Annotated in this window: 23 protein-coding genes; 8 read left to right on the forward strand and 15 right to left on the reverse strand. The window is 57.5% G+C overall.

The window, feature by feature from the left end; all coding sequences use genetic code 11:
• Positions 1-74: 74 nt before the first annotated feature.
• From CS1GBM3_RS11625 to CS1GBM3_RS11645, 4 genes are all read left to right on the forward strand, one after another.
• Entirely contained in the window at positions 75-2,759 is a 2,685-nt protein-coding gene (locus CS1GBM3_RS11625; RefSeq protein WP_072395464.1) for a transglycosylase SLT domain-containing protein, read from the forward strand.
• A gap of 630 nt (positions 2,760-3,389) precedes the next feature.
• Positions 3,390-3,719, forward strand: a complete 330-nt coding sequence (locus CS1GBM3_RS11635; protein ID WP_139247894.1) for a hypothetical protein — start codon at positions 3,390-3,392, stop codon at positions 3,717-3,719.
• Between the two features lie 235 nt (positions 3,720-3,954).
• On the forward strand, positions 3,955-4,266 hold the full coding sequence (locus CS1GBM3_RS19565) for a hypothetical protein (RefSeq protein ID WP_139247895.1): 312 nt from the start codon (positions 3,955-3,957) through the stop codon (positions 4,264-4,266).
• Between the two features lie 548 nt (positions 4,267-4,814).
• Entirely contained in the window at positions 4,815-5,927 is a 1,113-nt protein-coding gene (locus CS1GBM3_RS11645) for a hypothetical protein (protein ID WP_072395468.1), read from the forward strand.
• Positions 5,928-6,001: 74 nt separating this feature from the next.
• Here CS1GBM3_RS11645 and CS1GBM3_RS11650 read toward each other — a convergent pair whose 3' ends face one another.
• The 7 genes from CS1GBM3_RS11650 to CS1GBM3_RS11685 all read right to left on the reverse strand — a co-directional run bounded on the left by CS1GBM3_RS11650 (position 6,002) and on the right by CS1GBM3_RS11685 (position 11,774).
• Positions 6,002-7,315 carry a DUF4339 domain-containing protein gene (locus CS1GBM3_RS11650; protein WP_072395469.1) on the reverse strand — a complete coding sequence of 438 codons (1,314 nt, stop codon included), beginning with the start codon at positions 7,313-7,315 and terminating at the stop codon, positions 6,002-6,004.
• An 863-nt stretch (positions 7,316-8,178) separates the two neighbouring features.
• On the reverse strand, positions 8,179-9,150 hold the full coding sequence (locus tag CS1GBM3_RS11660) for a M48 family metalloprotease (protein WP_072395470.1): 972 nt from the start codon (positions 9,148-9,150) through the stop codon (positions 8,179-8,181).
• 253 nt (positions 9,151-9,403) lie between these two features.
• On the reverse strand, positions 9,404-10,072 hold the full coding sequence (locus CS1GBM3_RS11665) for an SOS response-associated peptidase (RefSeq protein ID WP_072395472.1): 669 nt from the start codon (positions 10,070-10,072) through the stop codon (positions 9,404-9,406).
• Positions 10,073-10,090: 18 nt separating this feature from the next.
• On the reverse strand, positions 10,091-10,579 hold the full coding sequence (locus CS1GBM3_RS11670; RefSeq protein ID WP_072395474.1) for a hypothetical protein: 489 nt from the start codon (positions 10,577-10,579) through the stop codon (positions 10,091-10,093).
• Positions 10,576-11,244: a hypothetical protein gene (locus tag CS1GBM3_RS11675; protein ID WP_139247896.1), complete on the reverse strand. Its 669-nt coding sequence runs from the start codon at positions 11,242-11,244 to the stop codon at positions 10,576-10,578. Before CS1GBM3_RS11675 ends, CS1GBM3_RS11670 begins: the two co-directional genes overlap by 4 nt.
• A gap of 53 nt (positions 11,245-11,297) precedes the next feature.
• Entirely contained in the window at positions 11,298-11,567 is a 270-nt protein-coding gene (locus tag CS1GBM3_RS11680) for a hypothetical protein (protein ID WP_072395478.1), read from the reverse strand.
• 27 nt (positions 11,568-11,594) lie between these two features.
• On the reverse strand, positions 11,595-11,774 hold the full coding sequence (locus CS1GBM3_RS11685) for a hypothetical protein (RefSeq protein WP_072395480.1): 180 nt from the start codon (positions 11,772-11,774) through the stop codon (positions 11,595-11,597).
• A gap of 684 nt (positions 11,775-12,458) precedes the next feature.
• On the opposite strand from CS1GBM3_RS11685, the gene CS1GBM3_RS11690 reads away from it, so the two are divergent.
• Positions 12,459-13,904: a KAP family P-loop NTPase fold protein gene (locus CS1GBM3_RS11690; RefSeq protein WP_083567500.1), complete on the forward strand. Its 1,446-nt coding sequence runs from the start codon at positions 12,459-12,461 to the stop codon at positions 13,902-13,904.
• Positions 13,905-13,950: 46 nt separating this feature from the next.
• On the opposite strand, the gene CS1GBM3_RS11695 is transcribed toward CS1GBM3_RS11690, so the two are convergent.
• From CS1GBM3_RS11695 to CS1GBM3_RS11705, 3 genes are all read right to left on the reverse strand, one after another.
• Positions 13,951-14,709, reverse strand: a complete 759-nt coding sequence (locus CS1GBM3_RS11695; RefSeq protein WP_072395483.1) for a hypothetical protein — start codon at positions 14,707-14,709, stop codon at positions 13,951-13,953.
• Between the two features lie 52 nt (positions 14,710-14,761).
• Positions 14,762-15,091: a hypothetical protein gene (locus CS1GBM3_RS11700; protein WP_072395484.1), complete on the reverse strand. Its 330-nt coding sequence runs from the start codon at positions 15,089-15,091 to the stop codon at positions 14,762-14,764.
• Positions 15,092-15,265: 174 nt separating this feature from the next.
• Positions 15,266-16,615, reverse strand: coding sequence for a tyrosine-type recombinase/integrase (locus tag CS1GBM3_RS11705; protein ID WP_072395486.1), 1,350 nt, complete (start codon positions 16,613-16,615; stop codon positions 15,266-15,268).
• Positions 16,616-16,989: 374 nt separating this feature from the next.
• Between CS1GBM3_RS11705 and CS1GBM3_RS11710 the strand changes: the two genes are divergently transcribed.
• The gene (locus CS1GBM3_RS11710) at positions 16,990-17,790 is read left to right on the forward strand and encodes a hypothetical protein (protein ID WP_139247897.1); all 801 of its coding nucleotides are present in this window, start codon (positions 16,990-16,992) and stop codon (positions 17,788-17,790) included.
• A 43-nt stretch (positions 17,791-17,833) separates the two neighbouring features.
• Here CS1GBM3_RS11710 and CS1GBM3_RS19570 read toward each other — a convergent pair whose 3' ends face one another.
• Both CS1GBM3_RS19570 and CS1GBM3_RS11715 read right to left on the reverse strand, forming a co-directional pair.
• Positions 17,834-18,010: a helix-turn-helix domain-containing protein gene (locus CS1GBM3_RS19570; protein WP_139247898.1), complete on the reverse strand. Its 177-nt coding sequence runs from the start codon at positions 18,008-18,010 to the stop codon at positions 17,834-17,836.
• Positions 18,011-18,135: 125 nt separating this feature from the next.
• Positions 18,136-19,977 (reverse strand): hypothetical protein, encoded by a 1,842-nt coding sequence (locus CS1GBM3_RS11715; protein WP_072395490.1) that lies wholly within the window; start codon positions 19,975-19,977, stop codon positions 18,136-18,138.
• A gap of 422 nt (positions 19,978-20,399) precedes the next feature.
• On the opposite strand from CS1GBM3_RS11715, the gene CS1GBM3_RS11720 reads away from it, so the two are divergent.
• The gene (locus CS1GBM3_RS11720; protein ID WP_072395492.1) at positions 20,400-21,110 is read left to right on the forward strand and encodes a hypothetical protein; all 711 of its coding nucleotides are present in this window, start codon (positions 20,400-20,402) and stop codon (positions 21,108-21,110) included.
• A 9-nt stretch (positions 21,111-21,119) separates the two neighbouring features.
• Here the strand turns inward: CS1GBM3_RS11720 and CS1GBM3_RS11725 are convergent, their stop codons facing one another.
• The 3 genes from CS1GBM3_RS11725 to CS1GBM3_RS11735 form a co-directional block, all read right to left on the reverse strand.
• Positions 21,120-21,842 carry a GntR family transcriptional regulator gene (locus CS1GBM3_RS11725; RefSeq protein WP_072395494.1) on the reverse strand — a complete coding sequence of 241 codons (723 nt, stop codon included), beginning with the start codon at positions 21,840-21,842 and terminating at the stop codon, positions 21,120-21,122.
• 326 nt (positions 21,843-22,168) lie between these two features.
• Positions 22,169-24,337 (reverse strand): DUF1217 domain-containing protein, encoded by a 2,169-nt coding sequence (locus tag CS1GBM3_RS11730; RefSeq protein ID WP_072395496.1) that lies wholly within the window; start codon positions 24,335-24,337, stop codon positions 22,169-22,171.
• A gap of 248 nt (positions 24,338-24,585) precedes the next feature.
• On the reverse strand, positions 24,586-25,074 hold the full coding sequence (locus tag CS1GBM3_RS11735) for a MarR family winged helix-turn-helix transcriptional regulator (protein ID WP_072395498.1): 489 nt from the start codon (positions 25,072-25,074) through the stop codon (positions 24,586-24,588).
• Between the two features lie 199 nt (positions 25,075-25,273).
• On the opposite strand from CS1GBM3_RS11735, the gene CS1GBM3_RS11740 reads away from it, so the two are divergent.
• Complete coding sequence (locus CS1GBM3_RS11740; protein WP_072395500.1) at positions 25,274-26,299, forward strand: AraC-like ligand-binding domain-containing protein; 1,026 nt, start codon at positions 25,274-25,276, stop codon at positions 26,297-26,299.
• Positions 26,300-26,410: the final 111 nt, after the last annotated feature.

Genomic DNA, 26,410 nt, shown 5'->3' on the forward strand with positions numbered 1-26,410 from the left:
GCCCGTCGTTCCACACCGGATCGGCGGGTTTTCATTTCAACAAATCCCATCGATCAATAGGAACTGAACTCCGAATGAAACTTCCTTCCTACCAAGCAGGCGGCACGCTGGACATCGGCGGTGGCCCGCGTCTCCGCTCGCCTGACACGGCTATCGCATCTGCGTTTTCGAGCGTCGGTCGCACGCTTATCGACGCGTCCGAAGACATCTCTCGCCGTAATGAGAAGCAGAACGCCAAGCTTCAGGCCGAACGCGAGCGCAGCGAAAACCTGCAACTCGAATACGATCTCTTGCAGACCCAAAACCGTTGGCAAGAGAAGCTTCAAGAGGCGCAGGAAAACTCTTCCCCTGACGCAGCGAACTTCACCGAAGATTATCAGCGCGGCATGGAAGACGACGTGTCTGCGCTTACGACGAAGTACGCGAACCATCACGATCAGGACTACGTTCGTCTCAAGATCGCACAGGCGCAGAACCCATTAATCGACGGCGCTTCCAAATTCGAGTTCACGAAGAGCCTAGAGTTTCGGAAGACCGTTCTCGACGAGAAGGTGGCAAGCATCTCGTCTTCGTTCGCTGCTGGCCCTGGCGTCACGCTCGAACAAGCCGAAGCCGAGTTCAAAGAGTTCGTAGACAAGTCGATCTCGGTCAACCCGAAGGTCCGCGAGCAGGGCTATAAGTACGGCCTTCGCACCATTCAATCGGCGTACATCGCCTCGCTGGCCGGTCGCGATAAAGAGGCGTTCCTTGAGAACTACAAGAAGACGATCAGCGCCGACGCGAATAGCGCAGTGCTGCCGCCGCACATCTCGACGACCATTGCGAACGCACAGGCCCAAGGCGCAGACCCGCAGACCATCCTGGCGATTGGCTGGATCGAAAGCAGGCTGAACCCGAACGCTGGCCGACCGACGCGCAAAGACGGAACGCAGATGTCGTCGGCCGAAGGGATGTTCCAAGTCCTGGCTGGCGACAACCCGACCGCTGAGGCTACGCGCAACGCTCTCGGGCTCACTCGTGCCGATGTCAGAGACGTAAACAAAGTCTCCGCTGGCTTGTCCACGTTCCTTGTCCGCAAGCAAGAGTGGATGCGCGCCAATGGTATCGAGCCGACGCCCGGCAAGACGTACATGATGTGGAACCTTGGCGAAGGCGCGGCTGCTGCGGTGATGCGTGCAAATCCGAACGAGCGCATCGAAACCGTTCTGTCGCGCGTGTGGGCTTCGAAGGGTCCGGCATTCGTACAGACCGCACTCAACAATAACCCGTCAATGTATAAGCCGGGAATGACGGTCGGACAGGTCATCGCGAACTACGAGCAGAAGATGGGGAGCGCCAAGAACGCAGTCGGCAAGATCACGGCTGGCGCTGGCCTCACTGTCGAAGATCGCGCGAAGACGTTCGTTACTCAGTTCGCCGGTATCTCGCCCGACAATCAGCACGTCACCGCCGCAGACTTGGCTAAGACTGCCGAGGATGTGATTGCGGATTACGGCAAAGAACAGAAGGCGAACCTCGAACTTGAGCGCGGACGGGCACGGCTTAATGGCGAACTTCCTATGGACCCGTACAGCTCGGATCATAAGAAGGATGTCGAGAAGGCGTTAGAGCTCAATTTCCCTCCGCTGGTCGAAGGCATCGCACAAGGTGACGGCGGTTCGCTCAGCACGGTTCGCTCCATCGCTGGCGAAGTGCGTCACATCCCCGAGCCGTTGCGCAATGCGATGCGGACGACACTGGAAACCGGCGAGCCATCTGCGAAGTCGCGCGTCTACGGCACTCTCCTTGACCTTCGCAAAGCAGACCGCACCGCCTTCAACGCCTCGAACTTTGACGGCGACACCAAGAAGCGCATTGAAGAGTTCGAAGCGTACACGACGGAGATGTTGCTTCCACCTGAAACAGCAATCTCGCGTATCGACAAGGCACGCTCTGAAGACGGCAAGGTTCGTTCGCAAGTCATGTCGAGCGACATCAACAAGGAACTCGGCAAGGTCACGGATAGGAAGTTGATTTCAAATTTCAGCGGAGCGCACACGCCGCTTGGATCGCTTTCCGTGGGTTCGGCGGACTACGACCTGAACCGACTGACGCCATTGATCCGGTCGCATTACGAGACAGTTTATCGTGATGCACGCGAAGACGGTAAGGACAAGAGCGAGGCGGACGCGCTGGCTATGACTTCGCTGCGGTCTGCTTTCGGTGTTTCGTCCGCCGCAGCGTCGAGTGGCGCAATCATTACGATGCACCCGCCTGAGGCCCACTATCCGGCGCTTTGGGACGGGCAGTCGAAATGGAGCCGTTCCCCTTCCCTCGGAAGTTTGGCGAGCTGGGGCGAGAATGACGGACATGCCTGGATAATCGAGCAGGCGCGTAACCGAGTGGCCGTCTATCTGCTCACCACGGGACGTATCAAAGGTGATCCCGGTCTTGCTGGCGGCAAGTCAGGCCGAGACTTCAAGGAAGCGGTGCCAGCATGGAAGGAAGCTGAGGACAAGGCAAAGTCGATTGAGATCCGCCTGATCCCGACTGCGCAAACGACAGATGACGTGCGCAGAGGGCGGCCGCCGAGCTACCAGCTCTGGTTCCGCAATGATCGTGGCCAAGTCGAGATGGTTGAAGACAGCTTCGTGCCGGATGTCGAGGAAGCCTCGTTTGCCAGCAAGACGCAGTTCAAAGCTGGCCATCGTCCTAAGTCGCAGATGGAGCGTGACGTGCAGCGCTGGCTCAACGATCCCGACGGCCACGGCGTCCACTAGCCGATGGGCCAGCGATCTAAGGAAAACGTTGCGCGTGCAACCGACAAGCCTCGTCAGAGAGCCGCTGAGACTCGTCGTCGTTCCGGGGTTGCAGAGGACTCGAAAACGCCAAATCGCCGCGTAGCACCCCGCCAGAGTCGTTTAAACGGCATTACAGCGGCACCGTGTCGCCTGAAAGCGCGTAGTCGGGTAAATACGTCGGTTGCGGATGCAGCCTTTGTCCTCTTCAAGCAGGCATCCTCTGCCGATCTTCTCCGGGCACCTCTTGGCTATGAGCTGCGGCTGTTAGCCCAGGGGGAGAAGGTGGCGGGCGGCTATTGGCACATTGCGTCAGGAACGTTCATCGCGAGCTGGTTCCACGTCCTCGCGACTACTGGCACGTCGTGGCTAGTTGCGTACATGCCGCCTGCCTGTAACCACCTCGAAGCCAAGCTTATCCCCTTCAGCGAAGTCGAGAAAGTTCCGCGTTGGCTTCGGAAGGCAGGGTGCAAAGTCGGAAGCGCAAAGCTGCTTGTCGAGATGATGGCGGGCTTCGTTGCTGCGTATCCAAAGCTAATCTAAACCTTCGCACACCGCTTCTTTGGCCACGACGCGCCTCCGGTGTGCGAGTCCATTTTTGAGGAAATGATTTTGAACGATCAAGTTTTGAAGTGGCGTGATGTCGAGTCTGACGTTTATCGCTACGTGACTTCTGAAGGCGTGAAGCTCACCCTTGACCAGTTCCGCAATCCGCGCGGCGGTGTCAGCGGAAGAAAATATATCGGGCCGTCGAGCCGCAAGTTCTGGAAGCTCGATCCTCCCTGGGTTCCATCGAAAACCGATGACCCAATGGATTACGACGATACGCTGTGGCGCGGTGTCCGAGCGTGGGAATACTTCTGCAACCTCATCCGGTGGCGCTGCGACGACGGCAAATCGTGCGAAGAGATTTGCGATGAGCGACTAGCCCGAAGCTGCTGAGCAAGACAGCGGGTAAAGGTTCGGGAGCATACGTACGTTCTCGAACCTTCCACTGTTTGGAGCAAGACTTTCTCGATTGAGAGTAATTCTTACGCGTTGAGATGAAATTTGAGTCTTCGGAGTCACAGGAGTCGACGCAACCAATCAAGGGAGAAGGAAATATATTTGCAAGAGCAGCGGCGAAGCAGTGTTTCTTTAGACGGCAACTGAAGCCGTCACGCAAATGGAGATCGCTATGAATTACATTCAACACAGCCTCGCCGCCTCCCTATCAACCGCAGCGACGAAATTGCATGAGTGGACAACGAACGACGCCCTTCCAAATTGGATCAGAATGAGCGTAGCCCATATGGCTGAAATCCTCGATCTCTGCGCCGGGACAATCACTCTAGCTGAGCTGCGGGAAATGTACCGAGAATATCGCGAGGACGAGCGGATTAAGCGGCGCAAGGCTGCTGAACTTGGCCTCCGTCCTCAGGTTCGTGCACGTCCTAGAAGGCGCGCCTATTTCGGAATTGGATATGCCCAGGCTTCAGCAGCCATTTGAGCTTGTCGTCAAAGATTACTCAGGCAGCCGTCAAGACCGGCGAGTTAGTTTGCCGGTCATCGAAACTGAACCGTCCGAACCACCACCGCGTGTCGCCTACGTCTCGCGGAAACAGAAAATTATAAATCGTCAGACCCGGCGTGAACAGAACCGAAAGCGCTGGCATCGTCTGCACGAACAGGAGCTAAACGAGACGAAGAAAGCCTTATTCGCGGCACTCCGCCTCTTGCGTAAGCACAAAGTAGCTGTGCCGCAAAAGCTAGCCGACTTGCTCGCGAGACACGAGGCCGCCGTGACTGCCCGCGTTGTGCGCACGAGAGAGCTACGAAAGAAATTCGCAGTGAATACCGCGTAAAAACAGCGAACCCCCGGAAGCGTTGGCGCGCTGCCGAGGGCTCTTGATCTCAATCCTTCCGTAGAGAGGACTGAAACCCATGTCTATCGCTACCACCAATTGGACTAGTTGCACAGACTCATCGACATTTTTGAGTCGCCTCAGACTGCTACTGCCTGTCGGCTCACAACCATCTCAGCAAATCACCTCTAAGATGTCGGCAGGACTCGCGAATGCGGCTGCAATCGGTCTCGTCATCGCGAGCACTGGTTTCGGTGCTGTCTATGCTTGGACGACCGGAGCACACCACGGTATCGCGCTTGGCTGTCTCATGGTCGTGATGGCGGTCGCGCTCGAACTGGCAAAGCCCCTGTCAGTTGCAGCCGCCTTCGCCGCGTTCCGTTCATGGTCCATCTTTCGGGGCGCAGCTCTTGCGATCCTCGCCGCCGTGGCGGTAGCCTATTCACTGACTGCGGAACTGTCTCTAATGGCGACAAGTCGTGGAGACCTCGCGGCAAACCGTGAAGCTTCAATCAAAGCAGCGTCCGCCATAGAGGACGAAGCGCAGCGGGCACGAGATCGGTACGAGCGAGCAACGGCTGAACTTGATGCGCTTCCTTCCACACGCCCAGCATCCGAGCTTCAAGCAGAGATCGATGGCTTGTTGCTAACGCCAGGTGCAGACGAATGCGCCGAGATCAACGGCAAGGTGACGCGCGAAGTCTGCCCGAAGGTGGCAGCGTTGCGAGCAGAGAGAGCAAGAGCCGAGCGCCGCACCGAGCTTGAGAGCATCCTCGCTACTCCCCTCCCTTCAATCCCTCAATCGTCAATGCAGGCCGTCAGCAAGTCCGATCCCGCTGCGTCGGCGCTATCGGCATATCTTTCGCTCCTCGGATTTGCGGTCGCACCAGCAGTACTTTCAGAATGGCTCGTGCTTGTTGGCGTGCTAGCTCTTGAAGTTGGCTCGGCAATGGCAGGCATTCTTGCCCAGTCGTTCGCTGGTCCAGCCCGTGCGGTTCAAGCTCCTGCAATTCGTAAACAAGAGAACGAACCAGCGGCGGTCCAGACCAGGCCGGTTCAGGTGGTTCACGCTGAAAAGACGGCGGCTGCTGAGCCCGTGGACCACACGCGAGAAAAAGTTAAGGCAGCAATCGTGAAGCAGCTCAAAGTCAGCGGTGGCTCAGTCTCAAGTGGCGAGCGCGGTCTGGCAAAGTTGATTGGTGCGAACCGCTCCACCATGCGCCGTGCGATCAACGGCCTTGTGACGGCTGGTGTGATCGCTGCCGAGGCAACGCGGAACGGAACAATGCTGCGGTTGATTGCGTGAACTGTCTTAAGTAAATCGACAGCAAGGGCGGCCAGTGCCTAACCGCCCTTTTTTCCCGAAGCGAACGACGAACCTCAATTTTCGTTGTCGGACGAAGAACATTCGGATCGTTGTATTTGTCCCCGGTGGAAAAGGCCACCGCTTTCATTTGCGACAATTTCGTAGCGAAGGCCTAAACCAGCCTCCCGGATGACTTGAAATTCCAGCCATTCGCTGCAGTAGATCGACTTAACAAGCTCACGAAAACGAACACCTCTCTCGTCGGAGAGCACGGTTGTGCCGGGAACCGGCTGCACCCAAGTTGGCACTAGGCCATCAAGCCTAAGTGCTGGCACCAGCCCGCTTGGCTCGCCCATCTTGTCAAATTCTGGTTTTATCCGAGCTTGCAACTGTTCGAGAATGACTTGTAATCCGTACTTTCGCGTAACTTCCGGAACGATCCTCTGTATGCATCCTGAATTCGAGGCGGCAATATTGCCAATAGTGGATTTAATCTGCGCATGGCCAAAAGTGACAGTTACATAAGCAAGTAGCGCCAATAATACGTTTAGCGGTACCGACGCACCGTACCGCGCATTGAGCGCCTTCGCGATAAGATAACAAAACGGAATGAAGAGAATGAAATCTGAGTATTCTCTGACCCAGTCCAGAGAGCTTGCTAGGGGAGAATACTCAGCGTGCGTATAGAACACCTGTTTGCCGTGCAGGAAATTGTAAATAGGGGAGCTTTCCGCCAAGCACCTCTGGTACTCCGTCTCGATAATATCGACGTCTCCACCTTGACCCACCAATCCGAAAATAACCGCTGCGATGGCGAGGTTAAAGATAGAAAGCGCAATCAGGAAAACACCGTCAACATAGAGTACCGACTGAGCTGTTCCTGACACTCGAACCCGCTGGCGACATGCTATGTTCAGCAGATAGAAAATCAGCGCACCAAGGACTACTTGGGTAGCGTGCTGCCAAACGGCCCGCCATTGGGAAAGTCCGCCAAAGTACGAAATGGACGACAGAGCATTAGACAGCGCGAACAGGAACACGAATATGTTGACGTGAAAGCTCACCGCGCGCCAAGTATCTCCGGGACGCTGGTCAATTAGCTGTAGCCCCAGGACTGCCGGGTCGAACAAGATGTTTCGAACAGTCCTTGCGAACCTAGCAAACCGCGAAATGATGTTTCGAACCAGCACCCGCAAAGCCAACTGAATTTCCGGCGTCTTTGTACGTGCATGAAAATGATCGTGGCGAGTCCAACTTTCCCGCCCCGAACGCCATATTAAGTCGTCAGGATAAACTTGCTCATTGTCGCATAAATCGCGGAACTGTTGATCGGAGAACGGACCATACTGCGCACCGTCACGGTAGATGTACCAAGTCACCTCCCGCACGCTAGAGCCTCATCTCTCGCCGCGCCTTCTGGATCATTTCTGCCGTTACGTCACGCGGATAACAGAGCGGCGCATAACCTCCCGGCTTTGAATATGCACTTCGGGCACCGCAACGCCGTCCGGCTCGGTCGCGATCATTGGGACAAGCACAGTTCCCCGGATAGCGGGTGCGAGACCCAGCGATCAGTTGTTGAATGATTACGCTGTCACTGAGATCGGATGACTTCTTCGGCCGCGGAGCTTTCTCGGTCGGACCTGTCTCGGAAACATGTGGACTGGCATCAACTTGCGCGGTTTGCGTAGGCAATGAGGAAGGTGCCCCAACAATAACGCGCGAACGTTCGGATGTTTCCTGTCTGTCTGAGGTTACCCAAGCTTGCTCGGACACAAGCGCTTGCTCAACTGGCGGCGCAGTTACCGTGGCACATCCAGAAACGGAAAGAGCTAAAGCAATCAATGCGTGACGCTGAAACATAGTGCGCCCCCTCATCGAACCTACAATTGATCAGTAAGCTTCGCAACTATGCCTGTGGATGATCGACGGAAGTCGCAACACGCAGTGTTCTCAGCTTACCATCGAGCGGGGGCAGAGTTGAGACAGCATGGTTGATCTGAAGATTGTACAATTGCGAAAGTGTAGACGACAACGCGCGACAGCGGCTGTTGCCAAATCCACTGGCCAATATGCTCCGTCCGTTTTCAGATATGACGCCAGCCCTATCTGGCCAGCCACTACGTCTGACAGCAACGTAATGATAGCCGGTGGCAACACGTTTGGCATCGTGGGGACGCGTCGATGAGGATGCTAAAGCGATCCGTTCCAGAAAGATATCCTGCTAACGTCTGATGGCCCTCCGGCCATCTCATTGGAAATACAGCGCGGTCATTGTTCCATCCGGCATCAATCCGATTTGCCACGTCGTCTGGCCATTCTGGAAACCGACATCAAACTGGTAGTATGTCGCTCCGTCAGGACCGGTCTGCTGCTGCTTTTGTTGTGTGCTCCTAACGGCTCCCAACTGCTGGATGCGCGCGATTACCATCTGCAATTGTTGCTGGACGGCAGAGGCGAGCTGCGGCGTCATTTTATTGTAGGGGGGTGTCCCGGCTCGTATCTGTTCGATCGTTATCTTGAGCGTGTTGGCTACGTCTCCCACTCCTGGCTGTTCGTTTTTCGGTTTGTCAGGTGCTTTGCCATTCTGCGCCTGTGTCCAGCCCTTCGTAACGGCTTCGAGCCGCGCACTCCTCGGAGGATGCGTGGGAGATCCTGCAGGGTCCATCTGTTGGTAGGGCGATTGCGCTTGCTGCAATGTTCCGCCCATTCGAGCCACGGCGTGCCCAGCGAAGCGATCAGCCTGTAGTTCTATCGGCGGTCGGCTTCCTGCTCCGGAAAGCGTGTGGCCGTTGAGATGGTGACCAACCTCGTGAGCCATGATCGTCCACGATGCCCATTCGGTCGCTGCGGACTGAGTGATTTGAGCAATGAAGACCTGGCTATAGAGGATGAAGCGCTGACCGTTCTGGATGACCGCCGACGCATTTGGGACGTTGGCCTGTAAGACTTGGAAGTTTGGTTCGAGGCCGACTGCATCCGCAATCTTCTGCACTACTTCCTGAGCCTGCTGCACAGATCCAAACGTATAGATCTCCGCCTCCAACTCGTCCTCAGGGTAGAAGCTACACGCGTTCTCAAGGTCGAAGCTCCATTGCTCTTGCGCGACTGCCGATCTACCAGCCAGCGTGAGAGCTGCTGTCGATGCCAGGAAAGTTCGGCGGTTGAGTTGGAATGACGAAAAGCAGCCACAGCACCCGTGGTGCCCATGCTTATGGTCCATCGAACCCTCGGAAATTTTGCTTTTTGATAAGGACGTAGTGCGGCGGCGAGCGCAGCTAGTAAAACTTAGTCGAAAGAAATTCCAGAACGTGAGACGAGATTAACGTTCTTCAGCCGTCTGCGCAATAATCCGTTTGAGCGATGCTTCGATTTTTTTTTTTTATCGGAGCTTCGCCGTGACCGCCGACGCTTTTCCCGATCTTGCGAAAATGTTCGCGGAGCGCGCTGAGAGGTCGGACACGCGCTAAAGCGGCCTAGGCAATGCGCGACAGGCTATCCCGCCTTTCCAGCCCCGACCCAACAATCCGCATAGCATCCGCTAAGCAAGGTTTGCATAGCGCAAATGCTTCAGCGGGCGTTCCCTGCATCCACGTCTCCCACTCCGCCTCCGACGTGAGCAGCACCGGCATGCGTTCGTGATTGATCGAGGCCGTCAGTTCATTCGGCGTGGTCGTCATGATCGAGTACACGTCAAGCTCGACTTCTGGCCCGTCTGTCTTGAGCGGCCCGGAGTAGCGACGCCAGATGCCAGGGAAAGCGAACAACGGACGCGTGTCGTCAGCATCATTGATCGCGAACCAGTACCAAGTCGCAGGCTTCACGCCTTTGGGCTCGGAATAGGCCGTCACTGGCACAAGGCAACGTCGCTTGATGAAGCTTTCGCGCCAGAATGGATTGCCTCGCACTTGCTCATCTCTCGTGTTGACGACGCGGCGTGGTGCTTTCCCTGGCTCACGGCGAACGAAGCCCCACGACAGGTTCACAAGCTCGCGCTCGCCGTCGTCAGCCAAACGAACCACTGGCGCACTGTCACTCGGAAGGATCGCGTCTTTAGGTTCGAACGTTGCGGCGCGGTTGTCTGACACGAGAAAGAGGTTGCGTATCAGCTCGCGTGGTTTGGTATTGGCGTAGAGGGTGCACATAATCTAAAGCACGTGTGACTAAAGCTTCTCCGCGTTACCGCATCCAATATCGGGGCTGATAGCTCCGTCAGTGGCTTCCTTAAGAGAGAGCCAAAACCCCGCAGGCAGGATGGTGCGCGGTGACCCGAATTTATCGATCCGCGCAAGTACGGTTTCATGAATCGATTTGGCGTCGGTGCATAAGGCCGAGCCGCCCCCTGCGTCCATCAGGAAATTGGCACGCCATTGTTGATTGAGCGCTTCCAGGAAAACTATGCCCCCGCATTCGGTTTGTTCCGATGCGTCCGAGACCTCGGCAACGGCAATGGCGCTCTTATCGAGCCTCATGATTTTGAGATGATGGACCTTGAAAATCGTTTCGCGGCAAACTCCTAAGCGGATGGCGTCCATGATGGCCTTGCGCTCCGGGGTGCCTGGGTTAGGGGTATGCAATTCGCTCTCGACGGCAAGGACACTTGTGCACACCGCGATCTGAATGAGGAGGGCCAGATTCGACACTTTGTTCATGAAGTTTTCTCGGATGTGTCGTGTGCCAAATCCCAGGCAGCGGTTTCGTAGTGGATTGGAAAGAAGTCGGGGCTGCAAAGTTCTCGGATGACTGTCTGGATTTCCACATACTGCTCTCGCGTCGTTACGAACCTCATCGATGCGTGTCTTGTAATACGAAGCTGCGGAGCAAGCAGGCGGATACCTCGAAGAGTAAAGCTATCCAGCGGGACATCTAGCATACGTAGGAGAGCAGTACGCTGCGTCTGCGGTAGCATTGACGAACCGCTGACGACCTTGAAGGACAGGTTCAGCAATTTAGTGGCGCGCCCAAAACCTAGCGAGTGCTTTCCACCAGTCGCTTCTAACCAGCGCGCCTGAAGCCTCTCGGCACGCTCGAACAAATAGTTGCGCAACTCCATTTCCGTATCAAAAGCCGCGAACCTTGGCAGATCGTCTTTTAGGGTGTGAGATGCCCAGTTTCGGTAGACCTCAGAAGGCCTCACCCCAAACTTTCTGATTGCAAACGCCCTAAACGTGTTTCCGCTCACGCTCTGCGTTACGAGCGCTTTGATAGGCGCTTCTCGCGGCATTAGAAGCTTGGCAACCGCAATGGCATTTTTCTTACTGGCCAGCGCAGCTAGCAATTCATCGCGTGATTGAAATACATGAGGCTTACGAGCCATTCTGAGAGTCACCGACACCAACATTGTGCTCCGAACCTAGCGCAAGAGCTTGGTTACCGCCACGGTTGTCGCCACCATCGCGGCTCTAACGTAGCGTCGTGAAGCTCACCACCGAACTTCGCGCGGAATTGCTCGGCGTGCTCTCGCTCTGCAAAGCAGTACACATTGAAGTCTTTGCCGTCGCGATAGAAGCCGTGACCACGTGGGCAAAGGCTCAGCTCTTTGCAGAAGTAGTGCACTGTGTAGTAGCGGTCGCCCATGCTTAGCCGCGCTTCGAGCGCCACTTGGTACGGCCAGCCCCGATCAACTGCGGATTTGGTCATCTCTCCCTTGCGCCGAACCACAGCAGCTTACTCGCACGTCTCGCATCGTTGATAGGGCTCGACGCCACACGCCGAACCGTGCGCGCTCGCGATAATCGTCTGCGCTGCCAACGCTGCCTGGGTGTGCTTGACGACATCGGCCCAGTAGATGCCTTGGCGCTCTAGCTCATCGAAAAGCGCGGCATGTGTTCGGTTCAACTCGGTCATCTAACTTACCTCCATAAATTGCGTGTTCCCTTTTTGTTCCATAGATGCTACTGCTGTCAAGCCGCTCGCCTGCGTTCTCGACTGAAGCTTTCCCCCGCTCCCGCTTCCGTCTTGATGGCGAGCGGTCACCGACTTGCGAGGTGAGTGTGCGTGAGCCAACGCTAGGAACGTATCCGTATGAATTCATCGACCTGGCGTGTCGGTATTGCCCGCGCAAAGGGCGCTATCGGCGTGCGCGTTTGATCAAAGAGTGCGGGGCCGACATGACACTTGATCGCTTTGTTGCGATGGTGTCGGCGGACTGCGGTTTCGCTCAAGTGCGGACGGGACGGCGAAAGTGCAGTGGACCGTATGTGGTACCGCCAGAGACGCGACCGCCAGAAGTGCCGAAGACGTGTATGCTGATGAAGGAAAAGAAGCCGCTGGGTTGACTAAAGCGCATGGGTCACTGGGAAAGGAGAACCGCGAGGCGCGGAAGTCAGGACAATTCTTCAAGTGGAAAGCTGCGCTAGCGATATTAGGTGCGGGGATGTTGTGGGTGCTGGTGATAGAGCGGCTGACTCGTTGAATGCCGTGCCCGTCCATTCAGGGTTTCTTAGCAAATCGCCGATGTTTGAGCCATAAGCATTGAGCGGTCCAAACCGACGTATACTGATCACGGCTAGTGTCAATCGGACAGCGAGCATGAGTACGAAACCTTTAAATGGCGACCGTTGGGCCGACGATCGCTTGGGCCGACAGCACGACAGCGTGTTTCTTCGCGATTTCCTCGTAAGTCGTGTTGAGGAACGTCGAGCACGGGGAGCGGGGCGAGCATACGTATTAAATCTCGACGCCGGCTGGGGGCAGGGGAAAACCTATTTCCTTGAGCGCTTCAAGCAAGATCTGTCGGAACGCTACTCAGTTGCCTACGTCAACGCATGGGAGGACGATCACGCCGACGATCCTTTGATTGCGATGATGATAGCAATAGAGACTGCGCTCATCGCGAAAGGGAAGAAAGCATCTAAAACATTAGCAGCCGTCAAACGAGCGTCGGGCAAGATAGCCGTTACCGCAGCCAAGCATGCCGCGATCGGACTGACCAAACGGCTCATTGGGCAAGAGGGTATCGACGACATATCGGAGGCCATCTCGGATGCCGCCGCGAGCCAGATCGAAGAGAGTTCGGAGGAAGCCGTCGAAGACATCGTCGGTCACTACGCCGACGCTGCCTTGCAAAAGTTTGAGATCGCGAAAGAAACAATAACCGATTTTAAGCAGAAGCTCTCTAAAGCTATAGAGCTAAAGAGTGTTCGCAGGCCATTCTTCGTGCTCGTCGATGAGCTTGACCGTTGCCGACCCTCCTACGCTATTGCGCTGTTGGAGCGCGTCAAACATCTTTTCGATATTGAAGACATTGTATTCGTTGTGGCGACTGACACTGAACAGTTGCGGCATGCAGTCAGCGCAATCTATGGCTCAGGTTTTGACGGATCGGGTTACTTGCTGCGGTTCTTCGACCGAACCTACAAGTTTGCGACACCCGATCCAAACGACTTCATCGCGACTCAGTTCGGCCAGTATCAGGTGCCCGACGATTTATTGTCTTCGCCAGTATTGAATGATCACGTCGGCTACACATCCGGTGTCGCCCAGGCTTTCAAACTCAGTCTTCGCGAGATTGAACGCTGCATGGATGTGCTTCGAAGTGCTATAACCATATGGCCCTATCAAAGCAAGGGAGCGCGATTGGAGCTTGCTTACTTGCTCCCGTTGACCGTTGCTTACTGCCGAAGCGATAAGTCTTTGTTTGACAGCCTTGCACGGTTCGATGCGGGTGAGCTTCAAAAGCAATGGGCAGGTTCCAACATCTTCCTACCAACCAAGCAAAGACAGAACGGACAGCCAGTTCGCGCGGGAATCTTTGAACCTACGCAACGTCTTTTGGAGCGCGCAGGCTCAAAGCTCATTGATATTGTCAACGTAGCTAGGAGGGAGGAGGGTGTGCGTGGTTGGGTGTATGACCGCTTCCTCGAAGAGTTGAATAAGGTTGGCAGTGGAGTATCGCCACAACTCGATGGAAGAAGCGTCCTCAGAACCTACCCCGAGTTGGTGCGATCCGTAGGTCGGTTGTCCGGTCGCGAGTAGCTAGTAGCTAAACTCCGCCCGCCCCAATCATTCGAATGCTTTGCTGTCACCGCCCTCCTTCGCGATCTCCCATCGATCTCTCATCTATGAGATCATCGATCGCTCGTAGCCGTCTCCGCAAATCGGCCACTCGCGCCGCATAGGCCTGTCGGAGAGCAATGCGTGCGTTGTCTACGTCAGAATACCGCGTTCCGAGAAGATTCAAAGCGATCTCAGCCGCACTATCGAGTTCCGCCTGCAGCTCTGAGCGTTCTTGGTCCGAATGTCCTCGTGCAGGATCAGCTAAGTCAGCGCTGTCCGGGAAATGAATGTCGCGTAGGCACTTGCTCAAAGCGCTAAGACACTTCTGCAACGCTACTTTGCTTTCGTCTAAATGCGCGGGATCGTTCTTCGCGAGGCGATCAGACCTAATCAGGTCGCGCACTCGCGTTACGGCTTTCTCGGCATCGAAAGCCCATTCAGGTTCAATTTTTCGTTCGAGGTGATCCCCAAAAGGAGCAGCGCGGCGCCAGTCATCGAGTAGCTTATTCACTTCGAGCACTAATGTTGCGCCCCGCGTTTTTGTCTCACGCAAGCGTGCGGCTAAGCTATCGCGCGCCATAATGGACGACTGCACAGCCATGAGCTTGAGTTGGCGCCTAGCAGGCTGGACGGTTATGAATGCAGCGAATATCGCTATGCCGCCCGTCGCCAACGTCTGCCAGTCCTTCAGCCACGAAGCTTGAGTGACGAGAGGAAATATAAGAGCGGTCGCCATGCCAGCTAAGAACCCCATCAGGAGACCAAATTCGAAGTCACTCCGCACGATGCGCTCCCTCAGTTTCGCCTAGCACCTGCCCGTTGATTTGATCAGCAGCTTACATCTCAAAGTACGGGGAGCCGTGAGGACACTGAGCCGTCTCAGCATAGGGATTGCGTTTGCGCCAATGCAAGTATTCAGCGAAGCGGCCACAGGCTAGCTCTAAGATCGCAGCGGCAAGCTCATCGGCATCCAGTTCGCTCGGGTTGTCGCCCGACCAGAACGGAGAGCCTGACAGCGCATCTATGGCTTTCCGTCTGTTGACGTGGACATCTAAGCGCCGAACCCAAGCTTGCGCTGCGCCGCTCTCATAGCCCTTGAACCAGCACGCCTCGATGCACTCAGGGGGCAACTGAGAAATATGGATTGGCCCGTCGAAAACCAGCATGATACCCCGAAGAAATTTGCTGTCTCGATATCCGTGGCGAAGCTCCGATTAATCAGCAAACGGCGCAAATAATGCGTCCACAGAAATCCTGTGTTCTGAGAAGATTGCGGCACAGACGCGCGTGTATGCGTGCGCGCGAGGTCCGAACTGCCGCAAGCTGAGTCAAATCGGGCTTTAGGCGCGTAGCTGCACAACTTTGTCGCCACCTGCGGCCTTGCCCCTTACGATCAAAGTCACGTGATCTGCCCAAGCTTGTAGCGCCGCCCGAACTTGCTTCTCCATACGCGCGTTCTGCGTGTAGCTCTTTTCCGTCACGCTCTGATCTTTGTGGTTCAGGATCAAGTCACGGACGTCACGGGAAACGCCCTCGTTTTTGAGCCAGTTCGAGACACCACGCCGCATGTCGTGGATGGAAACGTCATCCAACTCAAAGTCCACACGCAGCCGCCGCATCGCCATTGTCACGCTTTCTCCGTGAACATGCGGCAGCCGTGGCTTCTTACCGGCCTTTACGCGACCCGTGTCGGCGGGAAAGACGAACTCACCGTTGGCGCATTTCTCCATGGCCTCCCGGAACAGCTTCGCGGCTTGGACAGATAGCGGCACAATTTGGGTGAGCCCGTTCTTCGTCCGTCCCTCAATCAGCTTCCCGCGCTTATTTACGTCACCCGGTATCACCCACGTCGGTGCATCAGTATCCAGCCCATGGATTTCAGATACCCGCGCGCCTGCGACCTCAGTTCTCCGTTGACCAGTAAGGATTGAAAGTCGGATGATGCAGCGCACCGCCTCAGACAGGCGATCCTCAATGCCGTTCCAGAGCGCTTTGATTTCGTCAGCCGTAGGCTCGCGGTCACGTGCAAGCTTCTCACCACGCTTCTTGATGCCAAGTGCGGGATTTGACTTGGCCAACCCTTCTTCGACTGCCCACGTAAAGACGGCACTGATCGTCAACCTCGTATGGTCTGACTGAGAGGTTGGCTTGTGGCGTTCCTTGGTGTCCTTATCCACCTTCACGCGCTTCTCGATGGCCTGACAGATACCGATGATGTCCTCGCGCGTCACATCGTCTACGAGCTTGTCACCGATACGCGGGTAAGCATCTTTCTTCAGCGCGTACTCATAGACCTTGCGCGTAGAAGCAGAGAGGCGGTGGTTCTCGGCTAGGAAGCGCTCAGCCAGCCCCCGGAACCTTAGTCCATGAATGCGCGCTTTAGCTGCCTTTGCCGCGACAACCGGGTCAGCCCCTTGATCAACATCCGCACGCTTAGCAACGGCGATCTCACGCGCTTTCTTCAGGCTGAACTCTCGGCTGTACTCGCCTAGCTTCAGCTTCCGCAGTCCTTCGCCTGTCTTGGGAACATAGAACAAGTACCAATAACAGCTTCCGGTCGGCTGCGTGATGAATACAAGGCCGCGCGTGGTGGTGTCTCGCCACTCGGTCCTTGGATTTCCCTTCGCAGCTTTCGCTATTGAGACCAGCTCTCCGTCGGTGCTGAAGTTGTTTGTGCTTGCCCTTGGCATGTGCGCCCCCCGTAAATGACCTTCAGGCAAGGATTACCACGAAGCGCTGAACCTGTCTACGGCTGTGGCAATAACGTGGCAATCAAGTGTGACATCCCCTGACCCATCTTCGTCGCGCGACTCTCACATACAGAATAAGAAAAAGGCAGTAACTCTCCGACTTGCATATAAATTATGCAGCAATAGAGAGCGAGCCAAAAGCGGCGAGATCACTGCATTTTCCATGACCTTAAGTCTCATAACCTGAAGGTCGTAGGTTCAAATCCTACTCCCGCAACCAACCCTTTCCATTAGGTAATTTCGTTCTTTCTAGCGGCGCGCAGCGCTGCATGCGACGCTTGGGGGTTCCACTGGGGTTCCACCACCCAAAGTCTGTGGACATTTCTCAGCCTGCCAACGAATCACACAACGCCCGCCTATGCTGCATCCATGGCGGGAGACACCGTGCGATGATCGATGAAGATGATTTGGCAGATGCCGCACTTCACGCGAAGGAACCGACACAACAGTTTCGGTACGTTGAGCGGCTCGCCTTGAGGCGTCTCCAGACCACCACGAACTTCGACGAAACGCATGTCTTTGACGACTTCGACTATATGTCCGCGGTTCTCCCCGCGGCACAAGCATTCGGGATAAGCGAGTTGGCAGATTGGAAGCTGCCCTCGCGAAGCGAAGATGAGTGGGCGATGATCTGCCGCGATTTCCGCGCAGCCGCCACAATGATCTCGCAGCGCATCATGTTCGAGCATGCGGCCCGAGCAACCTCCGACCCCAACACCGTAGCTCTAGGCCCGGTAGCCAAAGAAAAGCTGCGCTTCCATCTCGCCCAACTCCGCAGCATCGTCGACTCGGAGCGTGTCGCGGACTGGCAGAAGCAAGACATCTTGGGCGCCATCTCGCGGCTAGAGCGAGAAATCGAAAAGGTTAGAACGCCCCTCTCGGCAGTTTTTGATATCGTCGCCAAGGTATGGGACGGCGACACGAAGCTGCGAGACGCCGTTCACCAAGTTCTGGTCATCCTTCAAGACGAGAACAATCTCGAAAAGGAAATCGCGAGCATCGCTGCGACGACGAAGAAGGCGCTTGGTCGCGCGGAGACGAAGCAGCTTCCGCCTCCGCGCCCCGCCAGGAAGGGAAAGGAGACCTCGCCTTTTGATGACGAGATCCCTTTTTAAGCCCGCAACTGCACCAACGTCCCCGCAGCGCTCGTAGCAAGGCTTACAGCGCCGAGCCGTCCAACGCGTGAAGTGCGCGATGGGCGGATGAGCGCGACAAGCCCAGCCGCCCGCCAATCTCGTCAATCGAGCCCTCGAGCTGGCCGCCGGCGCTTTCGATCTTCGCGAGGATGTCGTCTAGCGCGCGCGAGCGCTTACGGCCGGGCTTCTTATCGGCCACGGGCTCCGGCGCTTTACCGTCGGCGGCGTCTGAGGCGGCTTCGCGCTTTTCCTCTTTAGCCGCGCCTGGCAGTGCCCCGACGACGATCAGCGACGCCGCGGCGCGCCCATCGTTGCGAGCAGCAATTAGCCGAATAGGTCGGCAAACCCGCTCTTAAGCCCGCTCAATGGACTTGTTAGACTGAAGGCAGGAGTTCCGATTGCGTCCTGATCGCCTCCTGCAAGATCGCCGAGGCCATCGAGCAGCGTGTCGGCGACAGAGTCGACGCCGGACACCACGTCGTCGACCGGAACGATGATGTCAGACTGCAGGACAACACCCAGATCCGTGTGTAGGCCGTTCTCGACATAGGGATTGGAGAAGATGTCCGACACCGTGTCGGTAAGAGCTGGAACAACGTCCGACCCGATGGCTTCGCCAAGCGCCGAGAAAATGCCGCCTGCATCAGCAAGCATCTCTGTCACGACGTCGACGGAATCGCTCACGGTGGTCGTTACAGCCACCAGCGCCGAAGATACGATATCCTCTACGACGTCCGTGACCTCGGTTAGCTCCGTGCCGACGAGCGGCACTGAATCCGTGACGTCCTGAACGACATCGAAGACGAGATCCGTGGCCTCATCGATCGTTGCAACGACGATATCGGCGGTGTCATCGACGAGATCAGCAGTCACGCCGACGGTTTCGTCCACGGCTTCGAGAACGTCTTCCACGACGGCACCGACGTCGTTCACGACCTCGAGGAGAGGCTCGGTCAACGTAGCCACGGGCACGATCGAAAGATTGCCGACGCCATCGAGCAGCGTGTCGACAAATGAGGCGCCGCTCGACACCACATCTTCGACCGGCGCGACAATGTCTCCGACATCAAGCCCCACGAGCGCGCCGAGTGGATCGGAAAGAGCATTCGACAAGGTCTCGGTAAAGGCCGGAATGACATCTGAGCCAATGGCATCCCCGAGAGCAGAAAAAACGCCCCCCACCTCAACGAGCGTGTCCGTCACAACGTCGACAGCGCCGCTCAAGGTTGTCGACACGTCCTCCAGCGTTGGAGAAACGACCTCATCCAGAAAGTCTATGATCTCGGCAAGAACCGGGCCGACGAGTGGCAACGCCCCCGTGACGCCCTGAAGTACATCGAAGACGACATCGATCGTCTCGTCGACCGTCGAAAGGAGCGTATCGACAGTATCGTCGACGAGCTCCGCAATGGCGTCAACGGTGTCGTCGACACCTTTGAGAACTTCTTCCACGATGCTCCCGACGTCATCCACGATATCGAGAACAGGCTCGACCACGGTTCCGGCAACCGTCTCGACCTCAGGGAGCGTAACGACCACAGTTTCCACGATCGTTTCACTAGGCTCAGAAACCGTGACCACCACCGTTTCCACAATCGTTTCGACCGGATTGATACCGTGGCCCGGGTGCTCGGGAGCGATCGGGCCGCCCGACTGAGGCGGTTGCTCGGGAAGAGCAACGTTGGGCAGTGGCCCCTGAATGCTTTTGCTGCTTGTTACGAGCGTACTGCTGCCTTGAGTCGCAGCACCAACCGTTAGCGACGCGGTCGTCTGAAAACCGCCAACAGGGGAGACGTCGACAGCGCTGAAGGCTTGCGGCGGTGTGCCTGCTATGGTCGCAGCGGGCTCCGTGTTCGCAGCGCTGGAAATAGCCAGATCGTCCGCCCCTGTTACCGTGAGATGCTGAGCAGGCCCAAAGGGTGTTGATGCAGATGGATCGCTTGTCGCGTTCAGACCAGCTCCAATGTCGCCGTCTACCTGGCTGGCTTGTGCGCCGCGACTGAGGGCCGGAAGGGCAACAAGCATCTGACCGAGAAAGAAGCTGCGCGTCAGGAAGCTCCACAGGCCGCGATGTCTGTTGAGGCGTGAGGAATCGGCCGGCGCTTCCTGTGCGGCTTCGGCACTCGTTGCCTGTACGACATTGATCGGTTCGCGGGTGTCGCGCATGAAAGTGCTCCCAGAGAAAAGCTTAAAAAAACGTCTTCTAGCTCAGCGACCAAAAATCACAGGTCGCCCATCAAAACTGTATGTGTGCGGACTGATCTTTTGCCAGAGGTATCGGTTTGCGTCCTTATGGGTGCGTAAACATTCGCGACGTAATCCGACACGCATAGGTCAGCAGGTCAGGATTTCGTGTGAGGTCTCAATGAGCTCCTGGAAAACGCTGAGCGCGTTGCAAAGGAGAGCTCTTCGAAAGTCCACCAAGGACCGGTCCGAAGGATGTCGGCACAACGGCAACATTGATGATCTCTGCAACCGGATTAATGCCCCTCCGACGAGCGAGCCCACTAGGTTCGTACCGCCCGCTTTGCCTTGCGAAGAGATGACGTCGCCACAACAAACCCGCTTCAGCCAGCACCAACGGCCAGATGGCTTCAGTTGTCCGCACGCTGATCTCGTGGCATGAACGCGGCTCCTTCTTTCTCCGCCGAGCCCGCATCATCGCCATGAGCCCCCAGATCTTTAAACCTTTCCGCGCCGGCCTAGCCCTGCTGTGCGCCGCCGCGCCCATAACAGGTGCCCACGCATTCGAGAGCTATCGCATCACCGGCGTCGCGGCGGCCGACAAGCTCGTCGTGCGCGAGGAGCCGTTCGACGGCGGCAAGCTTTCCGACTGGAAAGAGATCGCAAGTCTCCCTGCTGACACGAAGGACGTCCTCGGCACCGGCCGCTCGAAGAGCGTCGGAGCGCAGCGTTGGTTCGAAGTCGTGGTTGGCGAGACACGCGGATGGGTGAACGGCAAGTTTCTCGAAGCGGGTGATCCCGCCGATCTCAAGACCGAGACCTTCAGCTGCTCCGGAACCGAGCCGTTCTGGGGCGTCACGCTCGGCCCATCCAAAGGCGAGTATTCCGACCCGGAATCAAAAACGAAGCTGACCACCGAGAGCGTCCAGCCATCCACCGCACGCTTGTTCCCGCTGCTCTATCGGCTGAAGGATGCAAGCGGGCAAAAGTATCAGGCCACGGTCTCCCGCCAGAGCTGGTGCTCGGACGGCATGTCAGACTACGACTACGCCTTCGAGGTGCTGCTTTCTAACGACGAGGTCTTTCAGCAGGGCTGCTGCGTCATCAACCGATAGAGCAGGGTATCAATTGAAGCGCACCAGATACCGCTCGTGGCGCAGGAAACAGTAGGCGACGCGCCACTCAAGCGCCTCGTCTTGATCGGAGAAAATGACCCGGTCGAGCCTGAGCACCGGCGTTCCTTTCGCAATATCGAGATCGCGGGCCTGCTGCTCGGTGGCAAGCGCGATATCGACAATCTCGTCCGCCCGGCCGACCAGGATCGAGTTGAGCTGAGCGAGCGCCGAAAGGCGGTAGCTGCCGAAATCCTCAGGCAAGCGGGTGAACAGCTTCGCCGGCAGCAGACACACTTCGGTGAGAAACGTCTGCTCCTCGTGATCGCGCGTTCGCTCGACACGGATAACCTCGTCGCCGCGCCTCAATCCAAGTTTGGCCGCTTCCTCGGCCGAGGCTTGCACACGCGAGATCGAGCGGCCATGCTTGGTTCCGGAGATACGCCGCCCCTCGAAATTGTGAAACATTGAGAACGGAAATGTCGTCTCGGACGACGCGTAGTCGTTGACGAACGTGCCCCGCCCCTGCCGCCGCGTGACGATGCGTTCGACCTCCATCAGATCCAGCGCCTTGCGTACAGTGCCGATGCTGATCCCGAGTTGCTGGGCAAGTTGCGTTTCGTTGGGAAGCGACGCGCCGGGCTTCCAATGTCCGACGATGATCCGTTGCACCAGGACGTCGCGCACCTGCAGATAAAGCGGACGCGCAGCGAGGCGTGTCTCCAGATCTGGCATCGCATATCCCCCGAGCCAAATGACGAACGTGGCGCACGAAAGGCCGACAACTCAGAGTAGCGACGCGCGGGCGATTGCCGCCTTTCTGCTCGTGCGCAAGTTCTAGGGGTGAGAAATCTATTGTGCAACCATAAATTGTATACGTACAGCACGAACTTGGCTAAGAGTTGGGGAAATAACACGAAAAGCTGATCGTTAGAGTTTGGAGAAATAACGATTATTCGAATGAGGACTTACGACAGCGTACGTCGCCGCGCGCCGAAGTCAGCGGGAAAAATTCTATTTAAGATTGAATCCGGGCGAGGCCGTGAAGCTCTGCGCGACGCCTAGATGCGGACCTTCATAGCCTGAATGCTGGCCAGCAGATCCTGGCCGAAGCCAAGCACCTCCTGCTGGCCGAGCAGCATGGAGGGAATGGAGTCCGTCGTGGTCGGGTTCTCGATGTCGTAGAGCGCCGCGAAGCGCGCCAGGAACTTTTCGACCTTCTCCGGATCCTTGAAGTCCGCGAGATCGATGCGGTTCGCTATCATTTTCGCGAGCACGTCGGTATCCGCCTGCGTCGCGGCATCCGGAATGCCGAGCGTCGTCATCACCACTTCCATCAAAGCCTTGTCGGCGAGGATGCTGTAGGCGGAGGTGATGCTCGAAGCCTTACGCTGGAAGTAGAGAGCAAGGCGCACGCCCTGGTTCTCGTTGCCCGCGTTCTGCTCCATGGTCTGGCGGACATAGAGGTCTTGCGTGTCCTTCAGAGAGTTGGCGTCCTGTGCCAGGCCGAGCGTGACGCGTTTCGCGACACCATCGGTCCCGAAGTTGAACGCCTCCGCGAGAGAGCGGAAGCGCGTGTTGGTGCCGGTGTTGACGAAGCTGCGCGGATCGTCGAGATCGCTGCTCAGGATCTGGCGCAGCATGCCGTCGCTGATCGCCTCGCGGCCGAAGCCGTAGGCGGTCTTGATGAAGCTGACGAGGCGCTTGTCGGCGATGAGCTGATCCACGGTCTCGATGGTATCGATCGTGGCGCTGTAATAATCGCTCTCGACCTCGCCCGCCGCCTTCTGGTGATCATACGGCCCGAGCGTCTCGGTGTAGAGCGCGATCGCCTCGGACTTCGAAGAGGCGAACTGTGCCTGGAGCGGACCCTGCGCTTTGCCGTCGGCACCGAAATTGAAGGCCTCCGCGAGCGCCACGTAACGGGAGTCACGCAGCCTCCTGGCATAGCTGAAAGGATCGCTGGTGTCGCTGGTCAGAACCTGGCGAATTTTGACCTTCGATTCCTCGTCCGGATCGAGACCGAATGCCTTCATCACATAATTGAAAACCCGGCTATCTTTCAGGATATCGTCAACCGACGAGAATAACGTCATCGCGAACCGATAGTCCTTCGTACTCGACACCTCGCTGTCCAGGGCCTTCGCCTCGTAGTTGGCGAAGTAGCCGTCGATCAGGGTTTGCTGTTGCTCAGCAGACTGCGCCGGCACGCCGGTATCGAGCAACCCATCGCTATTGAAATTGAACATCGCCGCAAGCCGCGCATACTCCGGCTTGGTGTTCGCGTAGCTGTCCGGATCCGAGAGGTCGCTGGTCAGCATGTCACGCACCATCTGGTCCGAGACCAGGATGGGATCGATGCCCGCCGCCACCAGCACGTACTCGCGCAGGATGGGATTGGAGAGGAGATCGTCAACCGAGGTGACGTTCGCGATCGAGCCGTTATAGACGCTGGTCTTGAAGGCGGCAGCGGCGGGGGAAGCCCCGGCACCGGTCTCATCGTAGTTGAAATAGATCGTCTCGTTGAGCTTCGCCGCCGTCTGCGCCTGCCCGGCCGCCACGCTACCGTCGGCTCCGAAGGAAAACGCGGCCGCGAGCTTCTCGTATTTTGCATAGTTGGGCGAGGTTGCGACCACCGACAGATCGCCGGTGATCACGCTCTTGATCGCAGACGTGGAGGCGATGCTGGCATCTATGCCGTACGCGGTCAGCGCGAACGTGAACAGACGCTCGTCGGCAACGAACTGGTCCGCCGACGTGATCGTCGCCATGCGCGCCTGATAGTATTCGACCTCTGCGGCGGCCGCCTGTCCTTTGCGCATGCGCTGCTCGGAGTAGAGCCCGACGATGTTCTCGAGGTCCATCGCATCCTGAATGACGGGCGTTCCGGCATTTACCGTCCCGTCCTCATTGAAATTGAACGCGCGGGCGAACGCCAGATACCGTGAATCGACGAGCTTGCGCACGAAGCTGTTGGCGTCGTTGACGTCGCTCTCCAACACCTTGCGCATGAATGCCTTGGCATAGGTCATGTCCTCGAGCCCATGCGCTTTCATCGCATAGGCATAAAGACGCTGATCCTTGAGCAGATCATCGACTGACTGAACTTTGCCGATGTTCTCTTTGTAGTAGGCGTGCTCGCGCGCCACCTGCGCGCTCGACAGCGTCCGCTGCGTCGACTTGGCGAGGTCGGCGGTCAACATGCGATAGGAAACGAAAGTGGAGATCATCGCCGGCTCTTTGACGCGGTCGCCCCGATTGCCGCCTGCACCCGCGCGGCAGCGATGCCGCGAATCGCACTTTCGGCAGCCAATCCTGCGGCCGAGAGCTTGCCCGAGCCTGCCCCAAGGCAAAAAAGCCCCAGGGCCGACGGCAAGATCCTAACCGCGAGCCGTAACGGCATCCTTAACGAAGCGGAAACGCATCAGGCCCGGAAGACCGGGCCTGACCAAAAAGAGCGGATATCGCGGGGCCCTGGCTATTTCCGGGCGTCGGCCTCGGCAAAGTGACCGTTACCGACCGGCGCCGCAGGAGCGCCCCCGACGATCAATCCGAGATTGTCGAGGAATTCATCGACGCGCTTGCCGTTCAGCGAGGAAAGAAGCTTCTCCTCGATACGGCGTACGATCGGCGCCACGGACTCGAAGAGCTGCTGGCCTTCCTCAGTGATCTTCACGTCGTAAGCCCGCGCGTCGTCCTTGTCGCGCTTACGCTGGATAATGCCCTTCTTGAGCATCCGCCGAACGATGTCCGCCATGGTGGAGCGGTCGATCCCGGTCGCATCGACCAGCCTGCTCTGGCTCATGCCATCCGAGTGTGCAAGTGCGAAGAGCACGGCGTACTGGCGGGCCGTGAGATCGTAGCTCGCCATCTCGGCCTGATAGATCTCGGTCACCACCTGGACCGCGCGGTGGAACAGATGCAGAGGCGACTGCCCCAGATCTGCTTCAGTTGAGTTACGCGCCATAGCTGCCCTACCGTTCCTTTGCTCGCGGTGTAGTTGCATTTCGAAGAGCCTGACATGCCACGATTTGCTGCTATGCAGAATCGTCCGTCGACACCTCAGTTCGGGAATTGTATTGAAATAGCAAAGGGTGAGGTGGCGCTCGCACCACACGGCTTTATCTGTCGACTGACGGGGCAGTTATCCGAGAAATGGCCAGCGGATGATCTACTCAACGCACGACGTTCACCCTCGCGAACGGCTGAGCTACTGGCTCGAAGTCGCGACGCGCGGCTACGTGGAACATGAGTTCCAGGCCGAGGACGTCGCCTCGTTCACGGGTAGCGTTCAAATCGCAACCCTGCCGGGGGTCGGTATGGCCATCTTTGATGCTGCACCTGCTCGCGTCCGCCGCACCGAGCGAGCAGCCGCCCGCTCCGACAACGGCGATCTTCTGATCAGCATGGTCCGCGCAGGCGAAACCAGGATCGCTCAAGACGGGCGGGACGTGACCATTCATGGGCGCGGGCTATTCCTGGTAGATTCACAACGTCCGTTCGAAGTCGACCTGAAGTCGTTTTGCTCGCACCTCATAGTTCGCATCCCGCGCGCCCGGCTCGAGGCCCGGGTCGGCAATGTTGCCGGTCTGACGGCCCGGCCGATCACGGCGGAAAGCGGCATCGGCGCCCTGGCGATGGGCTTCCTGGAGCTTCTGCCCAAGCAGGCCGAGAAGATCGACGGCACGACAAGCGTCAAGGTTGCCGAGCAGATGCTGGACCTCGTCGCACTGGCCTTCACGGCCGAGGAAAACAGAGGCCCGACACTCTCTTCCCCGCGCGCCACCGCCCTCGTAAGGCTCAAGGCCACCGTCGAACGCCTCCTCACCGAGCCCGGCCTGAAGCCCGACCGCGTCGCAGCGGAAGCCGGAATTTCAGTCCGCTACGCCAATACCTTGCTGGCGGAGGAACACACCTCGATCGAGCGCTTCATCTTGGAGCGCCGCCTTGAGCGCTGCCGCAACGCCCTTGAGGACCGCACACAGGCCCACCGGTCCATCAGCGAGATCGCGTTCAATTGGGGCTTCTCGGACCTTTCGCACTTCGGGCGGCGCTTCAAGGACCGTTATGGATTGACGCCGACGGACTACAGGCGATTTGCCGTCGAAGCTGCCGCCGCCCAGCCTGCAAACATCATCCAGCCGAAGCGCACCTTGAGACGCGCACGCGCACTGGATCAGTCGCTGACTTGAGATCCGGACCAAAAGCAACCGCGTAGCAGAGCAGCCGGACACCCGCATCGATCGTGCGTGTGGGCAGCCGTTTGCGCGCCGGCGCCGGAAATATTCCAGTCCCGCCCGAAA

The organism is Hyphomicrobium sp. CS1GBMeth3 (genome assembly GCF_900117455.1).
Taxonomy (GTDB): Bacteria; Pseudomonadota; Alphaproteobacteria; order Rhizobiales; family Hyphomicrobiaceae; genus Hyphomicrobium_C.